General features: G+C 56.0%; 24 protein-coding genes and 1 pseudogene. 16 read left to right on the top strand and 9 right to left on the bottom strand.

The genetic code is table 11. The features are described 5' to 3' along the window. Positions 1–8 precede the first annotated feature (8 nt). The 3 genes and pseudogenes from BUB72_RS16125 to BUB72_RS16115 form a co-directional block, all read left to right on the top strand. Positions 9–200, top strand: a pseudogene (locus BUB72_RS16125) (hypothetical protein); the annotation flags it as partial. A gap of 219 nt (positions 201–419) precedes the next feature. Next, positions 420–1,148 (top strand): DUF736 family protein, encoded by a 729-nt coding sequence (locus BUB72_RS16120; RefSeq protein WP_073145891.1) that lies wholly within the window; start codon positions 420–422, stop codon positions 1,146–1,148. Positions 1,149–1,355: 207 nt separating this feature from the next. Next, positions 1,356–1,895: a hypothetical protein gene (locus BUB72_RS16115; protein WP_245814888.1), complete on the top strand. Its 540-nt coding sequence runs from the start codon at positions 1,356–1,358 to the stop codon at positions 1,893–1,895. 87 nt (positions 1,896–1,982) lie between these two features. Here the strand turns inward: BUB72_RS16115 and BUB72_RS16110 are convergent, their stop codons facing one another. Then, a complete protein-coding gene (locus BUB72_RS16110) occupies positions 1,983–2,930 on the bottom strand; it encodes a hypothetical protein (RefSeq protein WP_175549187.1) in 948 nt (315 codons plus the stop codon). Between the two features lie 616 nt (positions 2,931–3,546). Here BUB72_RS16110 and BUB72_RS16105 point away from each other — a divergent pair. The 6 genes from BUB72_RS16105 (at position 3,547) to BUB72_RS16080 (ending at position 11,743) form a co-directional block, all read left to right on the top strand. Continuing rightward, a complete protein-coding gene (locus BUB72_RS16105) occupies positions 3,547–4,476 on the top strand; it encodes a DUF2493 domain-containing protein (RefSeq protein ID WP_073145889.1) in 930 nt (309 codons plus the stop codon). 234 nt (positions 4,477–4,710) lie between these two features. Further along, entirely contained in the window at positions 4,711–5,787 is a 1,077-nt protein-coding gene (locus BUB72_RS19285) for an SH3 domain-containing protein (RefSeq protein ID WP_083588708.1), read from the top strand. Positions 5,788–6,148: 361 nt separating this feature from the next. Further along, positions 6,149–6,355, top strand: coding sequence for a hypothetical protein (locus tag BUB72_RS16095; RefSeq protein ID WP_037945139.1), 207 nt, complete (start codon positions 6,149–6,151; stop codon positions 6,353–6,355). 570 nt (positions 6,356–6,925) lie between these two features. Beyond that, positions 6,926–7,507 carry a transposase gene (locus tag BUB72_RS16090; RefSeq protein WP_073145885.1) on the top strand — a complete coding sequence of 194 codons (582 nt, stop codon included), beginning with the start codon at positions 6,926–6,928 and terminating at the stop codon, positions 7,505–7,507. Further along, a complete protein-coding gene (locus BUB72_RS16085; protein ID WP_073145882.1) occupies positions 7,494–9,743 on the top strand; it encodes a relaxase/mobilization nuclease domain-containing protein in 2,250 nt (749 codons plus the stop codon). Before BUB72_RS16090 ends, BUB72_RS16085 begins: the two co-directional genes overlap by 14 nt. Before the next feature lie 8 nt (positions 9,744–9,751). Beyond that, on the top strand, positions 9,752–11,743 hold the full coding sequence (locus BUB72_RS16080) for a type IV secretory system conjugative DNA transfer family protein (protein ID WP_073145880.1): 1,992 nt from the start codon (positions 9,752–9,754) through the stop codon (positions 11,741–11,743). Between the two features lie 614 nt (positions 11,744–12,357). On the opposite strand, the gene BUB72_RS16075 is transcribed toward BUB72_RS16080, so the two are convergent. Beyond that, positions 12,358–13,101, bottom strand: a complete 744-nt coding sequence (locus BUB72_RS16075) for a FadR/GntR family transcriptional regulator (RefSeq protein ID WP_073145878.1) — start codon at positions 13,099–13,101, stop codon at positions 12,358–12,360. Between the two features lie 10 nt (positions 13,102–13,111). Next, positions 13,112–14,008, bottom strand: coding sequence for a dihydrodipicolinate synthase family protein (locus BUB72_RS16070; RefSeq protein WP_073145875.1), 897 nt, complete (start codon positions 14,006–14,008; stop codon positions 13,112–13,114). Positions 14,009–14,135: 127 nt separating this feature from the next. Between BUB72_RS16070 and dctP the strand changes: the two genes are divergently transcribed. The 6 genes from dctP (at position 14,136) to BUB72_RS19205 (ending at position 19,611) form a co-directional block, all read left to right on the top strand. Beyond that, positions 14,136–15,173, top strand: a complete 1,038-nt coding sequence (gene dctP, locus BUB72_RS16065; protein ID WP_073145873.1) for a TRAP transporter substrate-binding protein DctP — start codon at positions 14,136–14,138, stop codon at positions 15,171–15,173. Positions 15,174–15,272: 99 nt separating this feature from the next. Beyond that, on the top strand, positions 15,273–15,902 hold the full coding sequence (locus tag BUB72_RS16060; RefSeq protein WP_175549185.1) for a TRAP transporter small permease subunit: 630 nt from the start codon (positions 15,273–15,275) through the stop codon (positions 15,900–15,902). Next, on the top strand, positions 15,895–17,232 hold the full coding sequence (locus BUB72_RS16055) for a TRAP transporter large permease (RefSeq protein ID WP_073145868.1): 1,338 nt from the start codon (positions 15,895–15,897) through the stop codon (positions 17,230–17,232). The genes BUB72_RS16060 and BUB72_RS16055 overlap by 8 nt, the downstream gene beginning before the upstream one ends. 49 nt (positions 17,233–17,281) lie before the next feature. Further along, entirely contained in the window at positions 17,282–18,238 is a 957-nt protein-coding gene (locus BUB72_RS16050) for a C-terminal binding protein (protein ID WP_073145866.1), read from the top strand. A 37-nt stretch (positions 18,239–18,275) separates the two neighbouring features. Beyond that, positions 18,276–19,466, top strand: a complete 1,191-nt coding sequence (locus BUB72_RS16045) for an AGE family epimerase/isomerase (RefSeq protein WP_073145864.1) — start codon at positions 18,276–18,278, stop codon at positions 19,464–19,466. Between the two features lie 22 nt (positions 19,467–19,488). Continuing rightward, the gene (locus BUB72_RS19205; protein WP_281250222.1) at positions 19,489–19,611 is read left to right on the top strand and encodes a hypothetical protein; all 123 of its coding nucleotides are present in this window, start codon (positions 19,489–19,491) and stop codon (positions 19,609–19,611) included. Between the two features lie 150 nt (positions 19,612–19,761). Here BUB72_RS19205 and BUB72_RS16040 read toward each other — a convergent pair whose 3' ends face one another. The 3 genes from BUB72_RS16040 to BUB72_RS16030 all read right to left on the bottom strand — a co-directional run bounded on the left by BUB72_RS16040 (position 19,762) and on the right by BUB72_RS16030 (position 21,026). Then, on the bottom strand, positions 19,762–20,016 hold the full coding sequence (locus BUB72_RS16040) for a WGR domain-containing protein (protein ID WP_073145861.1): 255 nt from the start codon (positions 20,014–20,016) through the stop codon (positions 19,762–19,764). After that, entirely contained in the window at positions 20,003–20,572 is a 570-nt protein-coding gene (locus BUB72_RS16035) for a recombinase family protein (protein WP_073145859.1), read from the bottom strand. The genes BUB72_RS16040 and BUB72_RS16035 overlap by 14 nt, the downstream gene beginning before the upstream one ends. Positions 20,573–20,774: 202 nt before the next feature. Beyond that, positions 20,775–21,026 carry a hypothetical protein gene (locus BUB72_RS16030; RefSeq protein ID WP_073145856.1) on the bottom strand — a complete coding sequence of 84 codons (252 nt, stop codon included), beginning with the start codon at positions 21,024–21,026 and terminating at the stop codon, positions 20,775–20,777. A 132-nt stretch (positions 21,027–21,158) separates the two neighbouring features. Between BUB72_RS16030 and BUB72_RS16025 the strand changes: the two genes are divergently transcribed. Continuing rightward, positions 21,159–21,632, top strand: coding sequence for a hypothetical protein (locus BUB72_RS16025; RefSeq protein ID WP_073145854.1), 474 nt, complete (start codon positions 21,159–21,161; stop codon positions 21,630–21,632). A gap of 51 nt (positions 21,633–21,683) precedes the next feature. On the opposite strand, the gene BUB72_RS16020 is transcribed toward BUB72_RS16025, so the two are convergent. The 3 genes from BUB72_RS16020 to BUB72_RS16010 form a co-directional block, all read right to left on the bottom strand. Then, complete coding sequence (locus tag BUB72_RS16020) at positions 21,684–22,649, bottom strand: toll/interleukin-1 receptor domain-containing protein (RefSeq protein ID WP_073145851.1); 966 nt, start codon at positions 22,647–22,649, stop codon at positions 21,684–21,686. 19 nt (positions 22,650–22,668) lie between these two features. Next, complete coding sequence (locus tag BUB72_RS16015; protein ID WP_037240915.1) at positions 22,669–23,559, bottom strand: reverse transcriptase family protein; 891 nt, start codon at positions 23,557–23,559, stop codon at positions 22,669–22,671. Continuing rightward, positions 23,556–23,807, bottom strand: a 252-nt coding sequence (locus tag BUB72_RS16010) for a helix-turn-helix transcriptional regulator (protein WP_083588732.1), incomplete at its 5' end; no start/stop codon positions are given. The genes BUB72_RS16010 and BUB72_RS16015, both read right to left, overlap by 4 nt.

Genomic DNA, 23,807 nt, shown 5'->3' with positions numbered 1-23,807 from the left:
AGACACACATGAACATTGCGGAAATCAAAACAGCTGTCGATGCAGGGAAATCCGTTCACTGGTCAAACGAGGGATATGTGATCCGCAAGGATACACTGGGCCAGTATCTCATCGTCTTTGAGCATAACGGCAGTGCCATTGGTTTGACCGACCGCAGTGGGGGCCGTCTGAATGGTCAGGAAGAGGAGTTCTTCCTTTCCGATCATGATGCCTGAAACCTTCCAACTGAATATTGGGCAAAGAATGGGTTGCGCTTGAGTTGCGACGATGTGCGTCCATCCAAGTTCCTCAACTGTTTGAGAGGTCGGGAGAAAGTTGAAAGCAGGCTTTCTGTTTTGTGATCCCACAAGGGGTCGAAAAGCAATCTCGGATGGTCTGGCAAGTTGTCGGGCCCCGATAACCCAAGAAGGATAAGACACATGTTCGCAGGAACCCTCACGAAAAACGCCGACACCGCAGCCGCTGTCTTCACCGGCACAATCCACAACACCAAATTTGACATCTTAATACAGCTGGAAACCCGCGCAAAGATGTCAGAGCGTAGCCCGGACTATGATGTCACGGCGGTCAACAAGTCTGGTCGCAAGGTGCGCATTGGTACAGCTTGGAACGAGACCGGCAACACCAGCGGTAATCCCTACATCTCGATGCAGCTGGATGTTGGTCTTGGGCCATTCCGCGTCAATGCGGTTCAAACGCAGGAAGCGCGCAAGGCCAAGAGTGAAGACTTCGAGATCATCCCGCTGGTCTCGAATGGTACGATGAAATCCGGCTCAATCTCGGGCGAGCTGACGGCGATGGATGCTGACAACGCCTTTGCGGGCTACATTGCCAATATGATGTTCGATCTGGATTTCATGCTGATCGAGAACGACTACAAGACGGAAGACACGCACCCGGATTACCGGATCGAAGTGAGCTCTCCGAAAGGCAAGCCAATCCGCGTTGGCTCCGCTTGGATGGCCAAGAGCAACCGGACGGGGCACGATTACGTCTCGCTGCTGATCAACACGCCCGACGGCGATTTGCGCGTCAACGCCGTGCAGAACGAAGAGCAGCGTGGCGGGCAGACGTTCTCAATCATTCCGTTCGTGCAGAGCGGGGATCAACAGCCGGACGCCAGCGGTGGATTGTCGTTGGTTGCTTGATCGACGCGAGACCATCGACTGAAAGAACAGGGGAGCCGCGGCAACGCGGTTCCCCTTTTTTGTGTTTGTATGTTCGAGAGACACCCGCGCTTTCCTAGGCGTTTTGACTGGCGTCCAAATTAGCATCCCTTGTTATGTGCTGGCTTGTCGAACGACAGATCTGTGTTACAATAATATACTAACGTATATTATATCTTGAGAGGGCGGATGGCCAGAAAACCGAAAACAGAGCGCGTTTGGTTCGAAAGCTTTGATCTCGAAGCCGAAGTAACCGCTCTGATCACGCGCATTGGGGTATGTACCAAATTTTCGCTTCCAGCCCAAAAGCGCGACCTAGCGTTCTCCTATGCAGAGTTGCGGTTGCGTGAAACGAAACAGACCTACGCCGATGCGAAGAGCCAGGGCAAACCGGTCTCCACATCCCGTCGCGACTTTTTAGAAACCATTCAGGATACGATTTTTTTGGCGATCCCGGCTGAGAATGTCGAGTTGATGCCAATAAGCGAATATGTTTTGAACGACCCGTCTTATTATGAGGCCGCGATGTGTCGCGCGGCATCCCTCACCGAGGACGAGCTCTTTATGGCCCTCTCTCCCATACTCAAAGATATGACGGTGCAGGATGCTCGCGATTTTGTATCGAAGCTTTGGCATGATGGGATCGATGACAACGCGAGAAAATATGCAGAAGCACTGAAGCGCCCCGAGCGTGAGTGTGTTCCATTGCGGTCAGGGTATATTGTGTAGGCAAGTTGAGCCGCGTTCTCTCTGATCTTTAAGGAGACTGGTACCCTGATGCTGTTAAAGAGTGATACACCCTATAAATTCCGGCACTCATCTACCAGTCGGGCGCCGTCGTTGCCAGGGACGTCGGCTATCGTCCGATAGATTGTCTCGCCAATCGCTGATGTGTTCATCCATTTGCTGCATCAGATCGCCCTTGGCGTCGATGTCGGCGACAAGGGCGACGCTGACGAAGCCCGGTTCTCCCTCGACGGCCGGTAGACGCCAGACTTCGTATCGCGTGACGCCATTTCTGGTTCCTGCCGGGGGCGTCGGGTTTGACCCCCACGCATCGGCAAGCTTAGGATCGCTTTCGCGCAGTTCTGCGAAGTCGATTGTCCATCGCTGGTCGGAGACCGTGCCAAATGCAGGAACTATACCCGGTATGAGATAATCTCTGACTATATTGTCGAGGTCATGCAGAACCGCTGGTGGCGTTTTCGGGTTCGGACGGACGACAACCTCCAAGGCGACAGCTATGACGAGCGGGTTGATGACCCAGTCCCAACGCTTCTTAAAGGCGGCGATCTCATCTGACACCCTCTGTTTGAAGGCCAATTTTTCGCCGGTTGCGATCGGCAGTTCTCCGACTTGAAGTCGCAGCTTGGAGTCGCCTACCAACCCGGCCCACATGGTTTTGTCGAACCCGGTCGGAAAGCCTCGGGGGAGGCCGTACATCCACCCTAAAACGGGGATATCGACGCCACTGCGGCCCAGCAGCGCGCGTTGCGCGCTCCAACGGACCAATTCTCGGTACGCGTCGTACATTTTGTCGCCCAAGGCTTTGCGTTGGCCTTTTTCGTCTCGAACTAGATCGCGGAAAGTGTCTACCCACTCATCTTCACGCTCGCGCTCATGGTGGGACTCCATGCTCTCTGCGGCTTGCAAAGCCACCCCCGCTAGCTCCAGATCGTCTAACATAGCGGCGAAGGGCCTGGCTTCGATGCGCATGTTGGGCCGGTCGTTGCCTTCGAGATGGCGAAGGTCGGCTTGGTCCACATAGCCAATTTTGAACTAAAGAATATCAAAGTTCCCTCTGCCGTGTTTGCCAACCAATTGAGCCTCTGACGAAATACCCAACGGTCTCCCCTGCTCGGCTCCGCGTGTCACAGGTGAGAACGTCCCTGCGGTCCGTCGCGCATGCGGCCATGCGGCCTTACCGCGGCGTTGTGCTGTGGGTCCCGGTTTGCCCGTCTCGCGAGCACGGCGGGTCTCGGCCACGCCTGCGGACTTCGCTCTGGTCTGTTTTGCCGAGGCAAAACGATCCCGCCGCTGCGTCCGCCTGCGTGTCCGGCCCCACCGCCTGCCTGCTCGTGTCGGGCAAACCTGGCGTCAAAACACACACACATGAGTATGGAAGCATATCCTCCGGATGGCCCCCAAATCAGCCCGCCTCAAGGATCGCAAAACTTTTCGGCAAGAGTGGGGGTGTGTGGGGAGGTCCGTCGTGTGCGAGAGGGTGCGCTTGTTGTGAGCACGGCGCTTGGAAAACTTTTGCGCCCAGCAAGCTGGCGGCTGCGCCGTCCCTGACCCGGACAGATTCGGTGAACCAGAAATCGGCCATGCCCCCACACGCACGTGGTGGTCATCAAACTCAAACATTGGAGATGAACACATGGCCTACGATCAAGCGACAACATACGAGACAATCGAACTCTTCGGCCTGACGGAGAAAGATGCACACCTGCCAATCCCGCAGGACGATATCCTGAAAGACAGGATCATCCGCGAAGCATTTGAGACCCTGCTCGGGCAGCTACGGGGTACCGGGCTTGAAGGAGAGATCGAACCCCTCGCGCACGGGTTGGCGACAATTCTGCAGCGCCGCAAGGTTGCCCTTGGCAAGGAAGTCGACCGGACAGCCGACAAGATCGGCGCATTGGCAAAATGCCACGACGGATCAGAAATCGCCGAGACCGCACTGGAAGAGGCGCAAGCGCGCTTCGTGCAATTGCGCGAGATCGTGGACGCCATTGAGACGATGGGGGAGGCGGCAGCGGAATGCTACGAGGTCGAGACCGGCAATGCCTTCATCCCGGCAGCGGGATCGCGGGCCAGCGTTCGGGCGCAAGAGACGGGAGCCGTCTTCGAGGCCAAGCAGCTTCTGGAGCAGCATGATCGTGAGACGGCCGCCAAGTCGAAAGTCGAGGGAGTTCCTCTGATTGTCTCTGGAGCGACGGACTGGACTGACATCGACGTCATTTTCCGGACCCTTGATAAGGTGCGTGACCGCATCAAACAAAACCGCAATCAGGATATCTTCATCTGCCACAAAGGCGGCAAGCATGGGGCTGAAATGATCGCGGCCCGGTGGGCACGCGCGCGGGGCATCAACCAAGCGCGCTTTGATCCGCGTTGGTCCGCACATGGACGTGCAGCACCGTTCAAGTGCAACGATGAGATGCTGGACGATAAGTTCGCCGCTACGGGAGTTGTCCTCTTCGGCGGCAACGGGGTCGCACTGAACCTCGGCCAGAAAGCCGAAGCGAAGGGTTTGACGGTGATGCGAGTCGCGGATCCAGCGAAGGAGAAGGCAGAAGCATAAGTCAGAGAGGGTCACCTTCGGGTGGCCCTTTCTTCGTTCTCAAAAGCGCTGCTCGAAGTTCAGATGCTCGGAGATGGTCTGCAGCACGGGTTCATTTAAGTCATGGCGGTGGCTAAGTGAATTTCCCGTTTCGTGATTGGCAGAGCGGTATCTCAATGTAATCTCAGTCTATTGTGTCCGCGCCACAAATGACTTTTGTTGGGCAGCATATCACGCGCGCAGGTTTTTCAGTCAATGCCCTTTTCCCCAGAACGCACCAAAGAGATTCAATTGCGTATTGATGCGCGACTGCAGTCTGGTCAGGCGAACGATTGGGAGGTTTCTTTTCTAACAAACATGGCCGAACGCTTTCAGACGTATGGAGCTGACACACGTCTGAGTAAGGCCCAATATGCCAATCTGCATAAAGTCTTGAAGTTGGAACGTGAGAAATCATCGCAGTCTTCAGCAGAGATTAAGGATAGGACTCCGCGTCCGACCCAGAAGCGCCGCACCAAGTCTTACCAACCAAATTCCCGACCGATGTCTGTCACCCGTGCAATCACTGCACCACGGCGGGCGGTCCGTAGGGCTCAGCGACAAGTCATGGTGCCGCTTGTTATTGTCGTCGCGTTCGTTGCGTTGATTGGATCTTTCTTCGATTCAACATCATCGCAATCCACATCTTACGGCTCACCAGCGACGTCCGCACCGCAAACGGCAAGTGCCGCTTACGTCTATGTGACAGGCACTCGGGTCAATCAGCGGGACGGGCCGTCCACGTCTGATCGGGTCATGGGCGTTCTGGTTGAAGGCACGCGTGTCCAACTGCTCCGTGACCAAGGGCAATGGGCGCAAATTCGGTCTGACTTGGGAACCGGCTGGATGTCTTCCGGCTTCCTGTCTCGCAACGGGCCGCCCGCGGTGCAACCAACACCACCGGATCGGACCATCCGTTCAAGCGATGTACGGATCATCGACGGGGACACCGTCGACATTCGCGGGTTGCCGGCGAACGTCCGCCTTGTCGGATTCAATGCCCCAGAGACATGGCGGCCGTCCTGCACTGCAGAGCGTCAGGTCGGGGAACGTGCAACAGCGCGTTTGAGCCAGCTGGTGCGGAATGCGGCATCGATAGAATTTGAACGCGTGGCATGTTCGTGCAGGCCTGGTACCGAAGGCACAGATCGTTGCAACTTTGGACGGCTATGTGGATCGCTGTTCGTAGACGGTCAGGATGTTGGACGCACTCTGATTGGGGAAGGACTGGCCGTGCCATACCGATGCGGCCGGACCAGCTGTCCTCCACGTCCTCAAGCTTGGTGCCGATAACGTCAGAGCCATTTCAACACCGGAAAACTGGACTTCGCCCGAGGCTGAACAACCGCCCTGCTTTTCGTTGTGCGCGACAGACCAAACCCCAACACGTTGCATCAAAGCGAACCCGACCTTCACCTGCATCGAGATCAACGAGAACCGTGGCGACTGCGATGTGGGGGCATACATTTTGGTTTCTTCTCTTTGCGCATTGATGTGGATCGCACGGGGTCGGACCGCTCGTGCCCTGCGCTTTGCTTCGGCAAGCACAAATACGGCTTCCACGCCTGTGGCGCGGACCCTCCGCATTTGCCCTTGCGACCGGTCCTGATGCCCCCATGCCTTTTGATCCTCATCGCAAAAAGGAGAGACCCAAATGACCAACCACTACGTCGCAACAGTTCCCGTCAAATACACCGATGGCGAAGGCGTCGAGCGCACCCGTTTCCAACGCGTCGGAGCGATGTTCCGCAACACCCGCAACGGGGATGGCTCGGAGTTCTTCAGCCTCAAGCTCGACTTCCCCGTCGGTGTCCAAGAGCTGGTGATGTTTCCACCAAGCTCAAAGGAACCCCAAGAGTAAATCCTCCCCGAGGATGGGCCGCCGTAAGGCGGCCCTATCTCTGTTCCAGAGATCGCGGCGGGTCCCGTTGAGACCACTGCCTTCGGCATCGGTCACGGTTGCCGATGACAGGACTGCAAAGCAGTCCTGATGGTTTCTGCTGAGGCTGAAGAAGTGCTGCGACAGAGCCGCCAGCCAGCCTCAAGGGTGCCATCCGTAAAAACCTATCGGCGGGGACTTCAGATTTTTGCGGCAGAGAATTGGCAAGTAATTCTGGCCTCCCTTGACCCAGTCTGTCAGCCCAGTCGGTTGAGTTCTGTCCCGACGCCTCAATTCTGTCCGAACATTACATGTTCAGACAGACCTCAGGCGCGTGCCCTGTTGAGAGCGGCCCATGTTAGAGCATGAGGCTGGTGTTGGTTGGCGCCCTTTCGGGCGCGGCCTCGCACCTGCGGTGCTCGGCGTTAAACGGAATACAAGGCTGCCTGCGCGCCAATTCACCGTAAGTATATTATTGACATATTAGTATAGTTTCGTATGGTGGGTGCAGCCTTGTATGAAGGTGGCAGGAAATAGGAGGTCTTTCTTCGCATGTCTCGCTCAAAACGTCTCACTGATGCGCAACGCATGGAGATCGTGCGCGAAGCTATGAGCGGAGTCTCCACGTCCGTGCTCGCGAAGCGGTTCGGGGTCACACCGCGGGCGGTGCAATACACGGTGAAGAGTGACGCAGAGCGCCAGCGCGATACGGCGGTTCCGGTCTTGGCGGTGAGTGTGAAAGTGACCTCCGAGGAGATGGCAGCGTTCGATGCGGTGCTAGCGTCAGCGGGGATCGAGACGCGCTCGGAAGGGCTGCGCCGATTGATGCAAGCGGCGGGTGGCACCTTTGTGGCGGACACATCGTTGGCGGCAGAGATGGCGCGCTATCGCGCCTCTTTGAATGAGATTGGAAACGGTGTCGCTCAGATTGCCAAGCAGATGCAGAAGGCCAATCGGGCGGGGCAAGGAACTGGTGCTGAGTTCTCGGGATTGCGACTTGCACAGATGCGTGGGTTGGCAAGGTTCATCCTCGACAGTGCAGACGAGATTGATCTGCTTGTGCGCCGCCGCCGTGACGCGATGCAACTGGAAGCGACAGCCGCTCTGAGGGAGTTTGCTCATGCGGCTGAATGATGCGACACGGACCGCCGCTGCGGTAGACGCTGTTACGGGCGAGGTGTTCCGCGATGGCTGGAGCCGGATCCGGGGCTCGATGCAGGGACTGCATGCCTCCAAGCAAAAGCAGCTTGTGCGTGCCGCCGCAGGTCATCGCGCGGCTGTCTTTAAGGCCATTCGCAGCGGGGGCACGCACAACAAATCACAGCTCGCAAACCAGCTCGAATACCTCACGACGAAGTCCACCCACATCGTCGACAGCAGCGGATTCCTGGATGGCAAATCCAAGCTTGATCGCGGCGAGATCAAAGACCTCACCGAGCGCTTTGCCAAGCGGTGGGATGGCGGGTTCAAACCCAAGCTTGGGCAGACCACACATCTGCTGATGTCCTTCCCGATTGGCACGCGCGGAGAGGATGTGCGCGACATCGCTACGGATGTGGCCGAGCGGTTCTTCCAAACCGATAAGGGGCACTTCGATTACATCATTGCTGTGCATGAAGACCGCGACCACCCGCATGCGCATCTGGTGTTGAACCGCCGCTCGCAAGAGGGTGAGTTCTTTTATTTGGCCCGCAATCATCGGTTCAACTATGACGACTTCCGGTTCGCCATGGTCGAAGAGGCTGAAACCTACGGCGTCCGATTGGAAGCCACGCGGCGGATAGATCGCGGCGAGGTGCATTACCCAGCCAAGACCCGCGAGGTCTATGCTGCCAAAGAAGAGGGCAGGGTGCCAGTTGAGCGCGAACGGGTGGGCAAGGATCTGACCCGAACACTCGCCGAGATCGCAAATACACGCGTGGCGTTCCACTCGCTGGCGGCCGAGGCGTCCTCTGAGAACCGCGAAGACATTGCTGAGGTTCTGTTCCGTGCCGGCGAGGTACTGGCGAAGGGTGGTCACGTTGAAACCGCAGGAGGCATTTACATGGCCGAAGACGAGTCTTTTGAGGATCTGCGCAGCCGTTACGCGGAAAAGGTCACCAACATCACAGACCTGATCGCCGCAAAACCAGATGCAGAGCGGCCCGCGCTGGAGAAGTCCCTCAACGCAATTCAAGCGCGGGTGCAGCATATGCAGCCGCTCGGGCTACGGTCCAATTCCCTCTCGGAGGTCCCGTCAGAAGGTGGGGTCTATTCTGAGGCCAACATTCAGCAAAGCCAGTTGGAGCGTCTTGTCGAGCCCCGGGTGCGCGCCCGCGTCGATGCAGCACTCCGCGGAACTGGGATCAGTACATCAGAGGTTGTGGCCCGGATGGAGACAGGGGCGCAAAACGCGGCTCTGGAACATCAATGGATTGCGGACGATTTGTCCAAAGTGGCCGAGGCGAAGGAACTGAACCTTGAGCGCCGCGCGGATTTGGAACAGGCGCGGGATATTCTCAATGATGTGCATGTTCAGTTGGGGACCATGTTGGAGCGGGAAGGTGTGCTGCGCCGTGACGGGGTCATTGAAGACGCCCGCGAGGTGCAGGCGCATGTCACAGACGGGTTGATCGAAACCGCTGCCAATGCCGTTCGCGTCGAGTCTCGGATTGATAACAGAGACGAAGCTGTGATCGAAAGCCTTGCCGTAGAGCGTTTGGAGGACGAACAGCGTGATTATCTGCGCGATCATCCAGAGCTGATTGCGCGCCCGACCGATGTGATCCGCACGGATGAGGAGAGCAGGGCGGTGATCGTAGATCAGGCCGCAGCAGACCGGATTATCATTGAAGTTGAGGCGGCGCGTTTGGGAGCGCACAGCAGCACGCCAATCTCCGTGTCCGTCGCGCGCGATCTACAGACGCGATATCCTGATATGCCCGAGCAGCTGGCGGAGGGTCTCGGCGACACTTACGCACGGGTCTACGAAGCGCGCGACGCTGAACAGGAGATACGCCTTGCGGATCGCGAGACGGACCAAAATGAGACGCCCGAACTGTCCCGTGTTCTCTCCCATGAACGGGCAGGGGAGTTGTCGTCGCCCTTTGAGACAGAAAACGATCGCGAGGCGTTCCGCACCGAGGTGGCGCGGGTTTTGGACGCGGCACAGCTGGATCGCCTGAAGGAGGGCGACAGCGACGCTTTGAAAAATGTCATCGAAGATCGCCTCGACCGGCTCTATGCCGCAAAGGTCTATTTGCAATCGGATGCGGCAACCGCAAACTCGGATGCGTTACGACAGGTCGTCGATGAGTTGGCAGACGTTGAAGTCGAGAGACATCGCGCTTCGGACATTGACGGCGAGACTGAGCGGGGGCAGGTCCATTGAGTGGATCCATGGGCAAGGCTTGGATTGCCATCGGGGTGGCTCTGGTCACTTTGGTGGCAGGTGCAATGGGCTATACCATTGCCTCGGCTGTGCTGACCTTTAAGGCGCTTGGATTCGGCGCCGATATCGACTTTGGATATATCGCGCAGAATTACCTCTGGATCAGAGATAGACGGCCTGATGATTTCCAACTGATCAATCTGATCATCGGCGGTGCTGCCGTCGCCGGGCTGATGATGAGCCTTGCCATGTCCGGGTCCGCCCTCACGCGCTTTGGTCAGACCCATTGGCAAAAGCGCGGCGAGATGAAAGCCAATGGCTTCTTTGGTAAACCCGGCACTGGTTTCATCCTCGGTAAATTGGGCAGCCCAAAGTCGCGGGCCCGCTACATCACCTCTAAGGTCTTTCCCCATGCCCTGATCGTAGCTCCAACGGGGCGCGGTAAAACCAGTGGCTTTGTCATCCCGAACCTGCTGACATGGCAGGGGTCCGCCGTCACGTTGGATGTAAAGGGCGAATGTTTTGAGGCGACAGCGCGCCATCGTGCGGCCCAGGGCGACAAGGTTTACCGCTTTGCGCCCACGGACTGGGAAGGCAAGCGGACGCATCGCTACAATCCGCTTTTGCGCATCTATGAATTGACGGACCCTGCGCGCCAGCAGATGGAATTGCAGCTATTGGCGACCCTGTTCCTGCAAAGCGACAATGATCGCGTTCAGGGCCTTCTGAAAGGCGGCATCGATCTGTTTGTGGCTGCAGGCTTGCTGGCCTTCCAGCGTAAGAAGCCCAACTTGGGCGAGATCTACCGGATCGCGGCCTCGGGTGGCAACAAGCAGAAAGAATATGTGGCGCGGGGCCATGAGATCAACAACAAAGCCGCGAAGTTGATCTTTACGCGGCTGGCCTCAACCAACAACGACACGCTGACCTCTTATGTCTCGCTTCTAATGACCTCAGGTCTGGACCAATGGCAGAACCCCGCGATTGATGAGGCGACGCAGATCTCGGATTTTGATTTTCGTACGATCCGCAAGAAGCCCTTCACGGTCTATCTGGTCGTGCAGCCCCTGATGGTGAAACCACTCGCTCCGCTGATCCGGTTGTTTTTCTCGGACCTTCTCTCGGCGATGCAAGAGAAGGAACCGGGCAAAGATGAGCCTTGGCCCGTGATGATTATGCTCGATGAGTTCAACCGCCTCGGCAAAATGCCCATTGTGGTCGAGAGCATTGAAACCCTGCGCACCTATCGCGGCCACTTGGCGGTGGTCACACAAACCATCCCCGCCCTCGATGAAATCTACGGCGAAAACACCCGACGCGCGTTGCAGGGCAATGCGGGCGTAAAGCTCTACCTCACCCCCTCGGATGAAAAGACCATTGAGGAGCTGAGCAAGGCCGTGGGCAAGACGACAAAGACGGTCATCACGCGGTCGCGGTCCATTGGCAAGAATCCATTTGAGGGGCGCAGTCAGTCCACACGGACGGAAGAAACATCTCTACTGCCCGAAGATGAAGCGCGTCGGCTGCCGCTTGATGAAATTATCATGGTCGTGGATGCGCAGATGCCCGTGCGGGCGAAACGAACCCAGTATTTTGATGATCGGCTGTTTGCGGCGATCCATGGCGCGCAGACAGGGGAGTTGCCGTTTCCGGTGATGGGTGGAGGTGGGGCAGGGGGATCAGGCTCTGAATCGGGAGAGTCAGGGCAGAATGCGAACCAAGACGGAATAGGCGCGAAATCTCATAAGCAGGATGAGCGCCTAAGCGGTCCACAACAGGTAAGCGCGGCTAAATCGGTCTCTCGGGTCAAAAAACGGTCGGGGGCAGTTCAGGTCGTTGTCGAAGAAGGGCAGCGACAGCAAGAAATGAACTTTGCAGATCAAGAAGAAATGCAGCTTGAGGAACGCGACGGTGGCGACCGAGATCGTCTCGATCTGGCTGTGGATGATCTGGGAGGGCTGGAAGAGCAGCTGAGGCAGGCGGAGGGGGTTTCTGGCTGAGATGGGTAAGGTGTAACGCAACCATTGAACGCGCGTAATTCACTAAACCAGTCGTTCTCCGCACCAAGTTTGAAGGACGGCAGAGCGGGACGGAGCGGACCTGTGCAAGTGCGGCTATTGCTGACGCAGCATTCCTTCGCACGTGCAGCAGCGATCTTTTGGCAGCGCAGCGGATTTCGTCAGAGCGCTCCATCGAAGATGGTAAAATCTGGCAGTCGCAATCTTCCCTTTCGTTACACGATTGCTCAACAATCAGGTCACGGACAGAGCGCCAATTAGCTGCAGCGGCCTTAGTAGCGGCTATCTGAACAGTGCGTATACAACAAAACGCAGGACGGGTGGCAATACGAACCACCGTATACGCGGTGCACGCATCGCGATCGTCCAAACCCTGGCGCAGCATTTTGCAAAGGGGGCTCAGCGCTGCCGTAGGAATTATCAAGCGGCCGTGACCGCTTCGAATTGACGAACGGCTCCTGCCGTTCGTCAAGATTCTCAGATGTTGATCCGTTCTGAGTGCTCAACCTTCATAAAAACTGGCCTACCTGGCATGAATGCTGAAAGCCCTGCCACGCCAGCGCGCTTGAACGACCCCCGTCGTTGGTCAAATCGTGTTACTCTTTATCGAATTGTCGCTTGCGTGCTTGCTCAACTTGGCGGCTTTGCGTTCGATAGAGGTGCGCATTCATCATTGAATAGGCACCTTCGGGTGACCGTTTTGCGATCTGCTCCACTATCGCTGTATGCTGCATTTGGGTCACTTCAAGCGCGTTTTGGCTGGTGTCGTTTCGGAGCGGCATCTGCCAGGCGACAAACGACTTATAAAATACCTCAAAAAGAGGGTTTTTGTTTATCTCAAAGATCTTCCGGTGAAGCCGGAGATCACCGGCTATAAACTTCTCTGGTGCATCAATATCTGACGCATTCTCTTCGTTGATCCGCATGAGATCAGAAATGTCCTGTTCGGTAGCCTTGCTGGCGGCTTCCCAGGCAAGGGCCGACTCCATCAACCTTCTCATCTCGGTCAGCTGATAAACCCCATCCTCGCTCAACGAAAGCACGCGTCCAAAGTCGCTCATGAATTCCTGCAAAGGGCTGGTATTCGGCGGGCTGACGACCGGTCGCTCCCCCCGCCGAACTTCCAAAAATCCCTTAATTCTTAACGAGGATAGAGCTTCGCGAACCGCTGGGCGTCCAACCCCAAAAGCTTCCATCAGTTCTTTTTCAGAGGGAAGCGGATCACCGACCTTTAGTTCTTCGCTTACAATCTCATTAAGAATCCTCCGTTCAACGGCTTCAAAAAGGCGTGCACTTCCGGGCCCATCAGCCGCATCTTTCGCTTTTTGATCTGCCCGCATCTGCTCTACCTCACTTTTGGTCAAGTTTTTCGAGTGCCACCTCAAGTCTTTTCATATCGTCTTTTGAAACAGCGTGGAACGGACGCATGGGCCGCGCAGAGCATAGCCCTCTTATTTCAAGGCACGCCTTCAACGCTGTTGGCATTCCAACGGAAACCAGAACATCAATGAAACGATTGGCTCTGGCTTGCAGCTCGTCTGCGGCAGAAAGATTTCCAGACGCCAGGTATTCTGCCAGCTCGCGGTATTCACGCCCGAGAATGTTGTAGGTTGAGCCAATCCCGCCATGACTGCCAACTGAAAGGCCTGCCACCAGCATTTCGTCAACACCGTAGTACACCGGAACGTCCTTTAGCCCATCCAGCAAGCCGACCAGTTGGATGATGTCGGTCGACGTATATTTGATGCCGGAGATGTTCATATCTTCAGACAAATCGAAAAAGAACTGGTTGGGCAGCGACACGCCCGTCAGTGCTGGGATGTTGTATAGCACCATCGGAAGGTCGCAAGCGCTTTGCAGATCGCGATAATAGTCTTTCATTTCAGCCAAGGTATGCTTGAAATAGATCGGTGGCGTCGAGGAAACCTCGTGAAACCCCGCTTTGGCCGCAGAAACCGCGTTTCTTTCGGCGTGGGCCACCTCGATGGCACCAACCTGCGCGATCAGCTTCAGGCTGCCGTCGGCGGCTTCGGCAACAGATTCAAAAAGCTCGGCTCTGATTTCGGGAGACAGCAGAAAGCCCTCACCGGTTGAGCCGCCGACATAGAGACCGTCCAGCCCGAGGTTTTTTGCGTTCTGCACCAGAGCGCTTACGGCTTTGCCGTCAATCTTGCCCGAAGCGGTGAATGGTGTGGTGAGCGCGGTCAGAAAACCGGCTTTGTAATGTGACTGGGGGTTGGCGTTCATCGGTTCACTCCTCTGCGGCGTGTACATATGTACATACCTGCCTTGACTTATATACATATGTATGTAACCAAGGCGACCATCGGCGTCAAGGTAACTGGCGCGGTATTCATCCAAGTGGAGGACACAAATGAATAGGATTTCTGCAACACTGGCTGCACTGGCCCTGACGGCACCCTTAGCTATGTCGGGCCAAGCGGTCGCCGAAACGGTTCAAATTCAGGTCGGCGGGGACATTTCTGGCGGTGTGAACCAGCATATCATCAATAACTGGCTCCCCAAGCTTGAAGAGATGACCGATGGCGAAGTCGAACTTGAGCTGGTCTCAGGTGGCTCGATTGTACCGCACAGCGAAACGCTTGATGCAATCGATCAGGGCCTGTTGGGCGGCGACTTTGTCTTGCCGAGTTATTTTGCGGGTATCGACCCTGCGTTTTCCATCATGGGCGATCTGGTCGCCGGATATGATACCCCGCTGCAGATGATGCAGCTTTGTTACCACGGTGGTGGTAGGGAGATGCTGCAGAAAATCGTCGACACATACACCGACAATGTTGTCGTTGTCGGTTGCGGATCATTTGAGCGGGAAGCTTTTGTTGCCGCGGTGCCAATCAATGGCGTGGCTGATTTGGAGGGCCTTAAGATTCGCTCGCCCGAAGGCTTGGCAGCTGAAATCTTTTCCCGCGCCGGTGCGGTCGCCGTACCGCTGCCGTTTTCAGAAGTTTACACGTCGCTCGACAAAGGCGTGATCGATGCAGCCGACGCCTCGAACTATGGTGTGAACAAAGACAATGGCTTCCATGAAGTCGCAAAATACCCGCTTTTTCCTGGTATCCACTCGATGCCCGGCTCTTACTTCACAGTTAACCGTGACGTGTATGACAGCCTGAGCGAAGGCAGCAGAGTGGCTCTGGATGTCTGGTTCCAGGCCATGAGCCTGGACCTGATGATGTGGGTCGACCAGCGTGATCGCCGTCTTGTTGCCGAAGACAAAGCCAATGCTGCTGAAACCGGTCTCACCATCATCGACTGGTCTGTTGCAGATCGTGATGCGCTGCGTGAAATCGCCAAAGGCGCCTGGGAGGATGCCGCCAAAGAATCGGACCTGGCACAGGAAGCTTACGACCTGAACATCAACTTCATGCGCTCGATGGGTATGCTCGAGTAAGGTTCGTATCACCAGCTTGCCGCCCTGCACATGCAACAGTGCAGGGCGGCAAGTATTGGGGCGTACTGCACGACCAAGATGCGTCAGGGGAGGGGCAAAGTGGAAACTGAAATGAAACGCACTGTTGATGACGATCAAATTCGTCATGCGGCAGGAGAAGAGCAGCAGGCGCTGCTAAAACCTGACACGTTTATAGGTTGGATAAACTTTTATGCGGGTGAATTTGGAAAATATCTGTTTGCAATTGCCATTCTGATTTCTGTTTACGAGGTCTTTGCGCGTTATCTGTTTGATAAACCAACGATCTGGGCGTTCGAACTGACGGTCATGCTCTGCGCCACCGGTTATTTCATCGCGGGCGGCTATGTCACCCAGCAACGGCGCCACATCGGCATCACCGTCATCCATGACATGGTATCACCCCGCATCCGCTATGGCCTTGATATCTTCGGAAATTGCATGGGAATCTTTGCCATGTCCGTGCTGATCTGGTCCGGCTGGGGGCCGGCGGAGCGCGCATTAATACGGGGTGAGACGGCCGGAACTCCTTGGGATCCACCGTCGCCACAGATCCTAAAACCAATGATCGTGATTGGCGCGACGCTGATTGTGCTTCAGCTCCTGTCTCACCTGTTTCAACTGATCAAAAACGGCCCAGAGACCACCACATCAAAAGACGAAACGCTGTTGCAGGCGCAACGTCCGGCCGAAGGACATGACGATGTTTGATTTTCTCAGCCTCGACGTCATCGGCCTTGGTGGCATGACAATCATCGCATTGGTGCTCCTGTTTGGTCTTATGCTGACCGGCATGGCGCTTTCCTGGGTGACTATGACGGTTGCTGCCGTGCTGTTGCTCGTCTGGATCGGACCCAAGGGCATCTCGCTGATTTCCCTCAAGGTTTACGGCCTTTCCACAGCCTACGTCTTTGTCTCAATTCCGATTTTCATTTTCATGGCTTCTCTGATGGAGAGGACCAGCATCGCCAAGGATCTGTTCGCTGCAATGCAGGTTATATCCGGAAATTTCCGGGGAGGAACGGCAGTCCAGACCGTATTGGTGTCTGTCGTCCTGGCGGCGATGTCGGGCATCATGGGGGGCGAAGTGGTTCTTCTTGGTTTGCTGGCCCTGCCGCAGATGATCAAGTTGGGATACAACCGCGGTCTTTCGATCGGCACGATCTGTGCGGGCGGTTCGCTTGGGACGATGATTCCACCGTCAATCGTTCTGATCCTGTTTGGCCTGGCCGCGAACATCTCGGTTGGTGACCTGTTCAAAGCTGCGATCACGCCGGGCCTGCTGCTTGCGGCAAGCTACATTACCTACATCCTGATCATGGCCAATCTCAAACCGCATTGGGCGCCCACATCTTCCGAGGATGCCGAACTAAGCAAGTTGTCGTTTCGCGAAAAAGCCAAAATTGCCAGCGGGATGATCGTGCCGCTTCTGATCATCACTGCGGTGCTTGGATCGATCTATGGCGGCGTTGCTTCCATTACCGAATCCGCTTCGATCGGCGCCTTTTCAGTCATGTTGTTCGCAGCCCTGCGCCGCGAGCTCAGCTTTAAGGTGGTCACCGAAAGCCTGCGGCAGACGATCACATCAATCGGTGCCCTGATCTGGCTTGGGCTGGGAGCGAACGCCCTTGTCGGGATCTATACGCGCCTTGGAGGCACCGCCTATTTGGGTGAGCTTTTCACGGGTCTACCGTTCGAGCCGATTGTGATCGTGATGATAATGGTCGGCATTTTCCTGTTGATGGGAATGTTCCTTGATTGGGTCGGCATTCTGCTTCTGACGATCCCGATCTTCATTCCGATCGTGAAGGATCTGGGGTTCGATCCGGTCTGGTTCGGGATCTTGTTTTCGATTTCGATTCAGGTTGCGTTTCTGTCGCCCCCATTCGGGCCTGCCACGTTCTATCTGAAAAGCGTTGCTCCGCCTGACGTCACGCTGGAAGAAATCTACAAATCCACGCTGCCCTTCGTCTGCATCCAGATCACCGTACTCGGTCTGGTTTTGGCCTTCCCGCAGATCGCTCTCTGGATTTTGGACTGATGGGCCAGAATCCTTTGAAGCCACTGAAACGCATGAAAGAGGTAAACTCATGACCCGTGTTGTATTGCTGGACAATGTTCTGGCCGATCTTTCGGCCGAACGGCACGCTGCCGAGAAACATGGCGCCGAACTGCTTGTCCTGTCGGATGCATCAATCGAAGAAGCTGTCGATGCCGCCCTTGGCGCCCAAATATTACTGTCACAAGGCGCGCACTTTCCAGTCACCCGAAAGATGATCGAAGGCCTTAATGAGGGCGGCTACATTCTGAAATATGGGGCGGGTTACGACAAAGTCGATGTCGCCGCTGCGACCGAGCACGGTATTCGGGTTGCAAATTTGCCAGATGGCACCACAGAAGAAGTCGCAGAACACACATCGGCGATGGTTGGCTTTCTGCTACGCCGACTCGGTGAGTTTGACAAATCCATCCGAACGGGTGCGTGGAATCCAAGCCTGGACCGCGCCGCCATTCCGCTGTTTTCAGAGACCGTGGTTGGCTTTGTTGGGTTCGGTCGGATCGCACAGGCTGCCTATCGCAAGATGAGTTCGTTTGGGTTCCAGTTTGCCGCCTATGATCCGCACCTTGATCCGTCGTCGGTTCCGCCCGATGTCCGCATGGTAGCGTTAGAAGAACTGGCCGAGATCAGCACCGTAATTTCACTGCACCTCGCAGCCACGCCGCAGACAACCGGGATGATAGACGCGTCGCTGTTAAAAAGACTCGGCCCGACCGGTTTCCTGGTCAATACCTCGCGTGGTGCGATCGTGAACGAAGAAGATCTGGTTGCTGCTTTGCATGACGGCACTATCGCAGGTGCGGCATTGGATGCGTTCTGCGTAGAGCCGCTACCTGCGGATTCGCCACTGCGAACAGCGCCCAATCTGTTGCTCACTCCTCACGCAGCCTTTTATTCGCAAGGATCGGACAAGCGGGTTCAAAGATTGGTTGCCGAAGAGCTTGAGCGCGCGCTGACAGGTCAGGCTCTTCGCTGCCCGATCGCCTAATAGTAACCCAGTGGAAACTGAAAAATTGGCGAACAAGATGACCACCAACCCTGCTTATCCGGATTTTGAATCTGTGTCGTTCTTGAACGATCACATTTCGAAAACCCTTGCGTTCTATGAAGACCGGGCGGTCGATCCAGATGGCGGTTTTTTCCATTGTTTCGAGGATGATGGGCGCATCTATGACAGCGAGTTGCGCCATCTGGTAAGCTCGTGCCGCTTCGTTTTCAACTATGCCCTGGCCTTTCGGAAACGGGGTGCACAACAGCACCGGGACAAGGCCCTGCACGGACTTGAGTTTCTCGAAAACACACACCGTCAGGACAACGGCGCGTATGCTTGGCAATTGCGAAACGGAAAGGTAACGCACGGCGAAGTTATGGCATACGGCCATGCGTTTGTCATGATTGCCAGCGCCACTGCGCTGGAGGCGGGGATCGCGGAAGCACGCCCGACGCTGAACCATATCTGGAACTTCATGGAGACGCAGTTCTGGCAACCCGATCACGGCGCTTATGCAGATGAGCGCAACGCCGATCTGTCCGACCTCAGCCCGTATCGCGGCCAGAACGCCAATATGCACAGTTGTGAAGGGTGCATTGCCGCCTTTCGGGCAACCGGCGAAACACGCTATCTGGATCGAGCAGAAGCCTTGGCCTATAAATTCACAATGGAGCTTTCGGATAAAACCGGCGGGTTGATTTGGGAGCACTACGACGCCAACTGGGCGCCGGACCACGATTATCACAAAGACAAGCCGAATGACCTATTCAAACCCTGGGGTATCCAGCCCGGACATCTTGTTGAATGGGCGCGATTGCTTCTGACGCTCGATCAGATCCGACCGCAAAAATGGTATCTGGTTCGTGCAATCGCCCTGTTCGGGGCGGCAATGGAGCATGGTCGTGATCAAGAACTGGGCGGATTGATCTATGGCTTCGCGCCAAACGGCACTCCCTGTGCGCGAGAGAAATACTATTGGGTAAACAGCGAGGCTGCAGCCACAGCCTGGAGGCTTTTTCAGCGCACCGGCGAAGAAACCTATCGGCAAAATTACCACGAGATTTGGTGCTACGCTTGGGACCATTTGATCGATCATGAGCACGGTGCCTGGTTCCGAGTTCTTACGCCCGAAGGCAACAAAATCGACAACCAGAAGTCACCACCAGGTAAAACCGACTATCACACGCTCGGGGTTTGTTGGGACATTTTGTCAGCCAAAGCTTAACCTAAATCACCTAATTTTGGAAGTGCTGCTTCAACAAGAGCCGAACCTGCACGAGTCTGCTTTGTCCCGCGACATGATCCTTGGGCGTTTCGAATTCGCTGCGGTTGGCATGAATGACCAGTTTTCTCGCGGCGCTGCGGCATAGGATTTTGCGCTATTGCCGCAATATCCATGCTGCGAGTGCACGCAGCACAAAATCAATTGTTCCGGTGGGGCTCTTCGGTAGCCTTCGCCGCACTCAGCCCGGACGGCCGCAATCGTGGGGCAGGGGGCTTGAGCACCCCCACATCAAACCTCACCCGGCGAGTTGATAGCCCCGTTTCTGCTTCGCCCGGTAGAGCGCAACCATCGCGTCGGCAGCGCGACCGGCATCTTCGAAACAGTCGATCCTGTGCCGACCCTGGGTGCCGATGCGGCCCCATTCGCGCAGAAGCGAGACGCCGCCGAACAGGTCAGGCATCAGCCGCAGCCGATAGAACCGATACATATTGGCATCGTGGTCCACGCGCTCGATGCGGATGTCTTCGGGAAACATCTCAAGCTGCTGCATCGGGTGACGCCTCCCGCATGACACGGCTGATCGTTGAGCGATGGACATTGAACAGGCGCGCGACTTCCGCCTCTGTGCGCTTGCCGGATCGCACCAGGTCGCGGACTTCGCGACGCTGATCGTCGGAAAGCTTCGGCTTGCGCCCTGGGTGACGTCCTTTCTTGCGCGCACGCTCCAGACCGGCGCGGGTGCGCTCGCGGATCATCTCGCGCTCGAACTCGGCGAAAACGCCTACCATCTGCATCATCATGCGCCCAGCGGGCGTGGTCGTGTCGATGGCCTCGGTAAGAGAACGGAATCCGGCCCCGGCCGCGTCGATCTTCTCCATGATCGACAGAAGGTCTTTGAGTGACCGGGACAGCCGGTCGAGCTTCCAGACGATCACCACGTCGCCCTGGCGGAGCTGGTCGAGCATCCGGTGCAGCTCCGGCCGATCCCAACGGCCACCGGACGCACGTTCCTCGAACACGCGCCCGCAACCCGCTGTGCTCAGCGCATCGAGCTGCGCGGCGGTGGCCTGGTCATCCGTAGAAACTCTAGCGTAGCCCAACTGCATAGCTGGATTGTTGCGCTTTCTTGTTGCTCAATCAAGTTAATTCGCAACACATATTCGCAACACTCCGACAGGGGTAGGGGATTCGGATTCCGCTGCGATCATAGTCCTGTTTTTCTTGGCCCGGCGATTGTCTAGGGGGTCGTTGAGCCTCAGCGGGGCAGGGGAGTGTTGCGCAACTGACCGTTTTTGGCAAACAATTACGCTAACCTGCGCTATCCTTGATGTGCTTTTCCAACGCGTCTGCGATTATCTCGCGCGGATCGCCAACTTTGTAGTGCGCCGCGTCTTGCAGGACTTCATGGCTCACACTGCCGTCCACTCTTGTTGGTTTCCCATCGACAAAGACCTTTAAGTTCCAACCGTCTTCATCGGTGATCATCTTGATTTCAAACAAATGGCCATCAAACTTGAATTTTTTGATCGTGTGCAAATGCAACCCTTCAGCTAGTTCCATTGATTTTGTCCCTCTTGTACTATCCCACCTTCCGGTATCACCGGCCTCACGGCAGGGTACGAAATTCTACAACAACATGCAGCCAGTTTAGGTGATCTTATGGAAGTTCTATTTTCAACAACTCTCAGGCCCATGGCCGACTTCGAAGTGGGAGAAATTGGTCTCTGCAACTTTGGCAGAGGGGCTGAACTGGCCATGCTTGTTGTCAAACTCGATAAGGATCTTGGTTTCGTTACAATGCACGACCAAGGCGATGACCTATTCAGTATTCACTATGTGGAGCACAGACCTGACCTCTGCCTCTCGTATGGCCAGGACTGGAAGCTGGTGCTCGACCCCACTGGGGATATCCAAATGGGAGGCTATGCCTCACCTGAAATTGGCGACATCGTCATGTGGAACGGTGCCTTTGGCTTATGTGCATTTCAGTCCCGGGGGCCCATGAAGAACAAAGTCAACTGTCCGCTGACAGGTACCAAGCCTGACAGGTCACCCATCGAAGCAGTATTTAGGTCATGGAAAATTGCCCTAAACGAGAATGATCCCGAGACTGGCCTCGCGCCCGTGATTTTCCGTCATCCCGCCAAGCAGGTTTCGCAACCTTGATGAAAACATCGGAAAAAAAGAGAACAGAAACCTTTGAAGGTGCCGCAGTTGTCACTGAAGTGGCTGCACAAACATCTGCCAGTAAGTTTCTGCCGCACCCTCAAACGTCAGCTTCTGGTCTCTGTTTTGGCCGAAGTGTGCCATCCCCATACTCCGCAGATACAGGGTTTGCTCATCGGCCTCGACGGTTAGGTTCTCATTGAACCCGTTGGTGTCTGCATTTTCGGTCGCAGTGTAAGCAATGCCCCCATATGCCGCCCCCCCCATGAATACGGTACAGCGGCTCGCAGCCTGACCGTTATGGTAGGCAACAGCGCTGAAGCGATTTGCGTCAAGCCTGCGGAACGACCCGTCAATCTCGGGATTGCGAACAGACAATTCAGAAAGCGAGTTCTCGAAATATTTTGCCATGAAATCAAACGCCTCAGTCTGGAATGCATCACGATCACGATCCGTGAACGTTTTGGCCACCCGAAGATTACTTGACCGGATCACTTGATCCGGTGTCGACCTGTTGACTGACTGCGTATTCTGCATGTTGCTGGGTGCCGCAGACGGCCTGGTGACCGCTTGTGAATTACCTATGCGCTTTGCTGCTGCCTGAACGGCTTCGGCGACGAGACGGAACGCATGGTCGATATCTGGCCATTGCGTGACCGGTCGGCCGTCCGTTGGCGTGGCCATCAACTTGCCGAAGGGTGCGCCATGCCAGAGGCAATCGCGCAAAATGACCGGGATCACGATGGCCTCTCCCGCCTTGTGCCGTTCCAGCGCACGGGTCATCTCGATCTCATAACAATAGTCAGAGTTTAGAAAATCTGGGCTTACCAGCAGTAGGATGATCTCATCGGCTTCAATGTGCGCGTCGATCTCACCGGCGAAGTCCTGCCCAGCCTCAATACGGCGGTCGTGCCAGGTCTCTATCAGGCCTTGACGCTGAAGGATTCTAAGCTGGCGTTCTAGCTGGTCTCGTAGTGCTTCGTCAGCGTGGCAGTAGGAAAAGAAAACAGTCGTCATGTAAATCCATCATTGAAAATCAGTGAACATTATTGCGCGCCAAGATTTGTCGCTCGGTACCTTCACGCCCTATTAGGGAGGCCATCTTCTGAGCCTTCTCGTATCCTTCGGGCAGCTTCGCGACCTCTGCCCTCAGTTTATGACGCTCCAGATGCTGGACGTTTGGCATGAGAAGCGTTCGATCTCGCACCACGACGCCCGTCACGACGACCGGCGCATTAATCTGTCCGATTTCCTTTGACGCTTTGAAGCTGTGACCATGGTGGGCAAGCCGCTCCTTGATCGCATGGATCAGCACCCCGGGAACGCTTTGCCCAGAAACTGTTATGTCATCGACATACACGCTAACCTGGCATCCGGCATCACGGGTCAGCTGATCAATCTCGTCCCACATGTCAGCGTAGGCCCAAAAGGCCAGCGATGGGCTGGCAGGGCTTCCGGCTGGCAGAACCCCGTTCAGCGTTGTGAGATCAAGGAGGACCTTCACTACGTCGGGAGGGCACCCGAGATATTTGCCAAAGAACCATGCTACCTTGCTGGCTGTGCAGCTCGGATAGAAATCTTCGATGTCGAGAAGATGGAACGCCGCTGCACCGCGATGCCGTGCGGCATTGTCGATGTTCGAGCGACCGCGCACTGGCGACATCAGGTAGTCCGGAGTTTTCACCCGCAGCAGCAACTCTCCGATCCGCCGTTGGATACGCTTCAGATCGCCCCGTGGTGCAAGGACAGGACGGAATGTTCCGTCTTTTTTCTTCTTGCGCAGAGGCTTGTAGAGATCGGGTGCGGCCTTCAACTCAGCAAACTTCTCGGAACTGGTCTGTAATAGTTTGAACAATTTTTTGCGTGTGCTGCACCGATAGAGGGCACATTGATCGAGGGCATAGGACTTGTCGCGGCGCTTCGTCATGATGACGCTCGCTTCCGCTCGATCATCCTCAGAAAATCAAGTATCTTGTCAGCGACAACCCCACGCGCTTTCTCGATAGCGCCCGGCGTCGTGCCTTCTGTCAGCTTCTCGTCAAAAAACCAGATCGAACTGACTGGCAGATCAAACTCTTCGGCGTATCGTGCAACGATTTCCTGACTTGGCACTTTCCGGCATCGTTCGATATCAGAAAGGTGCGATTGGGAAATATCGAGGCGTTCCGCCAACTC

Origin of the sequence: Litoreibacter ascidiaceicola, from assembly GCF_900129235.1 — a bacterium.
Taxonomy (GTDB): Bacteria; Pseudomonadota; Alphaproteobacteria; order Rhodobacterales; family Rhodobacteraceae; genus Litoreibacter; species Litoreibacter ascidiaceicola.
The sequence above is the reverse complement of the archived record's forward strand: the minus strand, read 5'-3'. Positions and strand labels throughout refer to the sequence as shown.

Bases quoted from the DNA above. Each gene is read 5' to 3' on its own strand.
- dctP (WP_073145873.1), top strand. From the start codon at position 14,136: ATGAATAGGATTTCTGCAACACTGGCTGCACTGGCCCTGACGGCACCC.
- BUB72_RS16055 (WP_073145868.1), top strand. From the start codon at position 15,895: ATGTTTGATTTTCTCAGCCTCGACGTCATCGGCCTTGGTGGCATGACA.
- BUB72_RS16080 (WP_073145880.1), top strand. From the start codon at position 9,752: ATGGGCAAGGCTTGGATTGCCATCGGGGTGGCTCTGGTCACTTTGGTG.
- BUB72_RS19285 (WP_083588708.1), top strand. From the start codon at position 4,711: ATGCCCTTTTCCCCAGAACGCACCAAAGAGATTCAATTGCGTATTGAT.
- BUB72_RS16105 (WP_073145889.1), top strand. From the start codon at position 3,547: ATGGCCTACGATCAAGCGACAACATACGAGACAATCGAACTCTTCGGC.
- BUB72_RS16050 (WP_073145866.1), top strand. From the start codon at position 17,282: ATGACCCGTGTTGTATTGCTGGACAATGTTCTGGCCGATCTTTCGGCC.
- BUB72_RS16020 (WP_073145851.1), bottom strand. From the start codon at position 22,649: ATGACGACTGTTTTCTTTTCCTACTGCCACGCTGACGAAGCACTACGA.
- BUB72_RS16040 (WP_073145861.1), bottom strand. From the start codon at position 20,016: ATGCAGCAGCTTGAGATGTTTCCCGAAGACATCCGCATCGAGCGCGTG.
- BUB72_RS16035 (WP_073145859.1), bottom strand. From the start codon at position 20,572: ATGCAGTTGGGCTACGCTAGAGTTTCTACGGATGACCAGGCCACCGCC.
- BUB72_RS16120 (WP_073145891.1), top strand. From the start codon at position 420: ATGTTCGCAGGAACCCTCACGAAAAACGCCGACACCGCAGCCGCTGTC.
- BUB72_RS16045 (WP_073145864.1), top strand. From the start codon at position 18,276: ATGACCACCAACCCTGCTTATCCGGATTTTGAATCTGTGTCGTTCTTG.
- BUB72_RS16015 (WP_037240915.1), bottom strand. From the start codon at position 23,559: ATGACGAAGCGCCGCGACAAGTCCTATGCCCTCGATCAATGTGCCCTC.
- BUB72_RS16090 (WP_073145885.1), top strand. From the start codon at position 6,926: ATGTCTCGCTCAAAACGTCTCACTGATGCGCAACGCATGGAGATCGTG.
- BUB72_RS16085 (WP_073145882.1), top strand. From the start codon at position 7,494: ATGCGGCTGAATGATGCGACACGGACCGCCGCTGCGGTAGACGCTGTT.
- BUB72_RS16095 (WP_037945139.1), top strand. From the start codon at position 6,149: ATGACCAACCACTACGTCGCAACAGTTCCCGTCAAATACACCGATGGC.
- BUB72_RS16030 (WP_073145856.1), bottom strand. From the start codon at position 21,026: ATGGAACTAGCTGAAGGGTTGCATTTGCACACGATCAAAAAATTCAAG.
- BUB72_RS16025 (WP_073145854.1), top strand. From the start codon at position 21,159: ATGGCCGACTTCGAAGTGGGAGAAATTGGTCTCTGCAACTTTGGCAGA.
- BUB72_RS16070 (WP_073145875.1), bottom strand. From the start codon at position 14,008: ATGAACGCCAACCCCCAGTCACATTACAAAGCCGGTTTTCTGACCGCG.
- BUB72_RS16115 (WP_245814888.1), top strand. From the start codon at position 1,356: ATGGCCAGAAAACCGAAAACAGAGCGCGTTTGGTTCGAAAGCTTTGAT.
- BUB72_RS16075 (WP_073145878.1), bottom strand. From the start codon at position 13,101: ATGCGGGCAGATCAAAAAGCGAAAGATGCGGCTGATGGGCCCGGAAGT.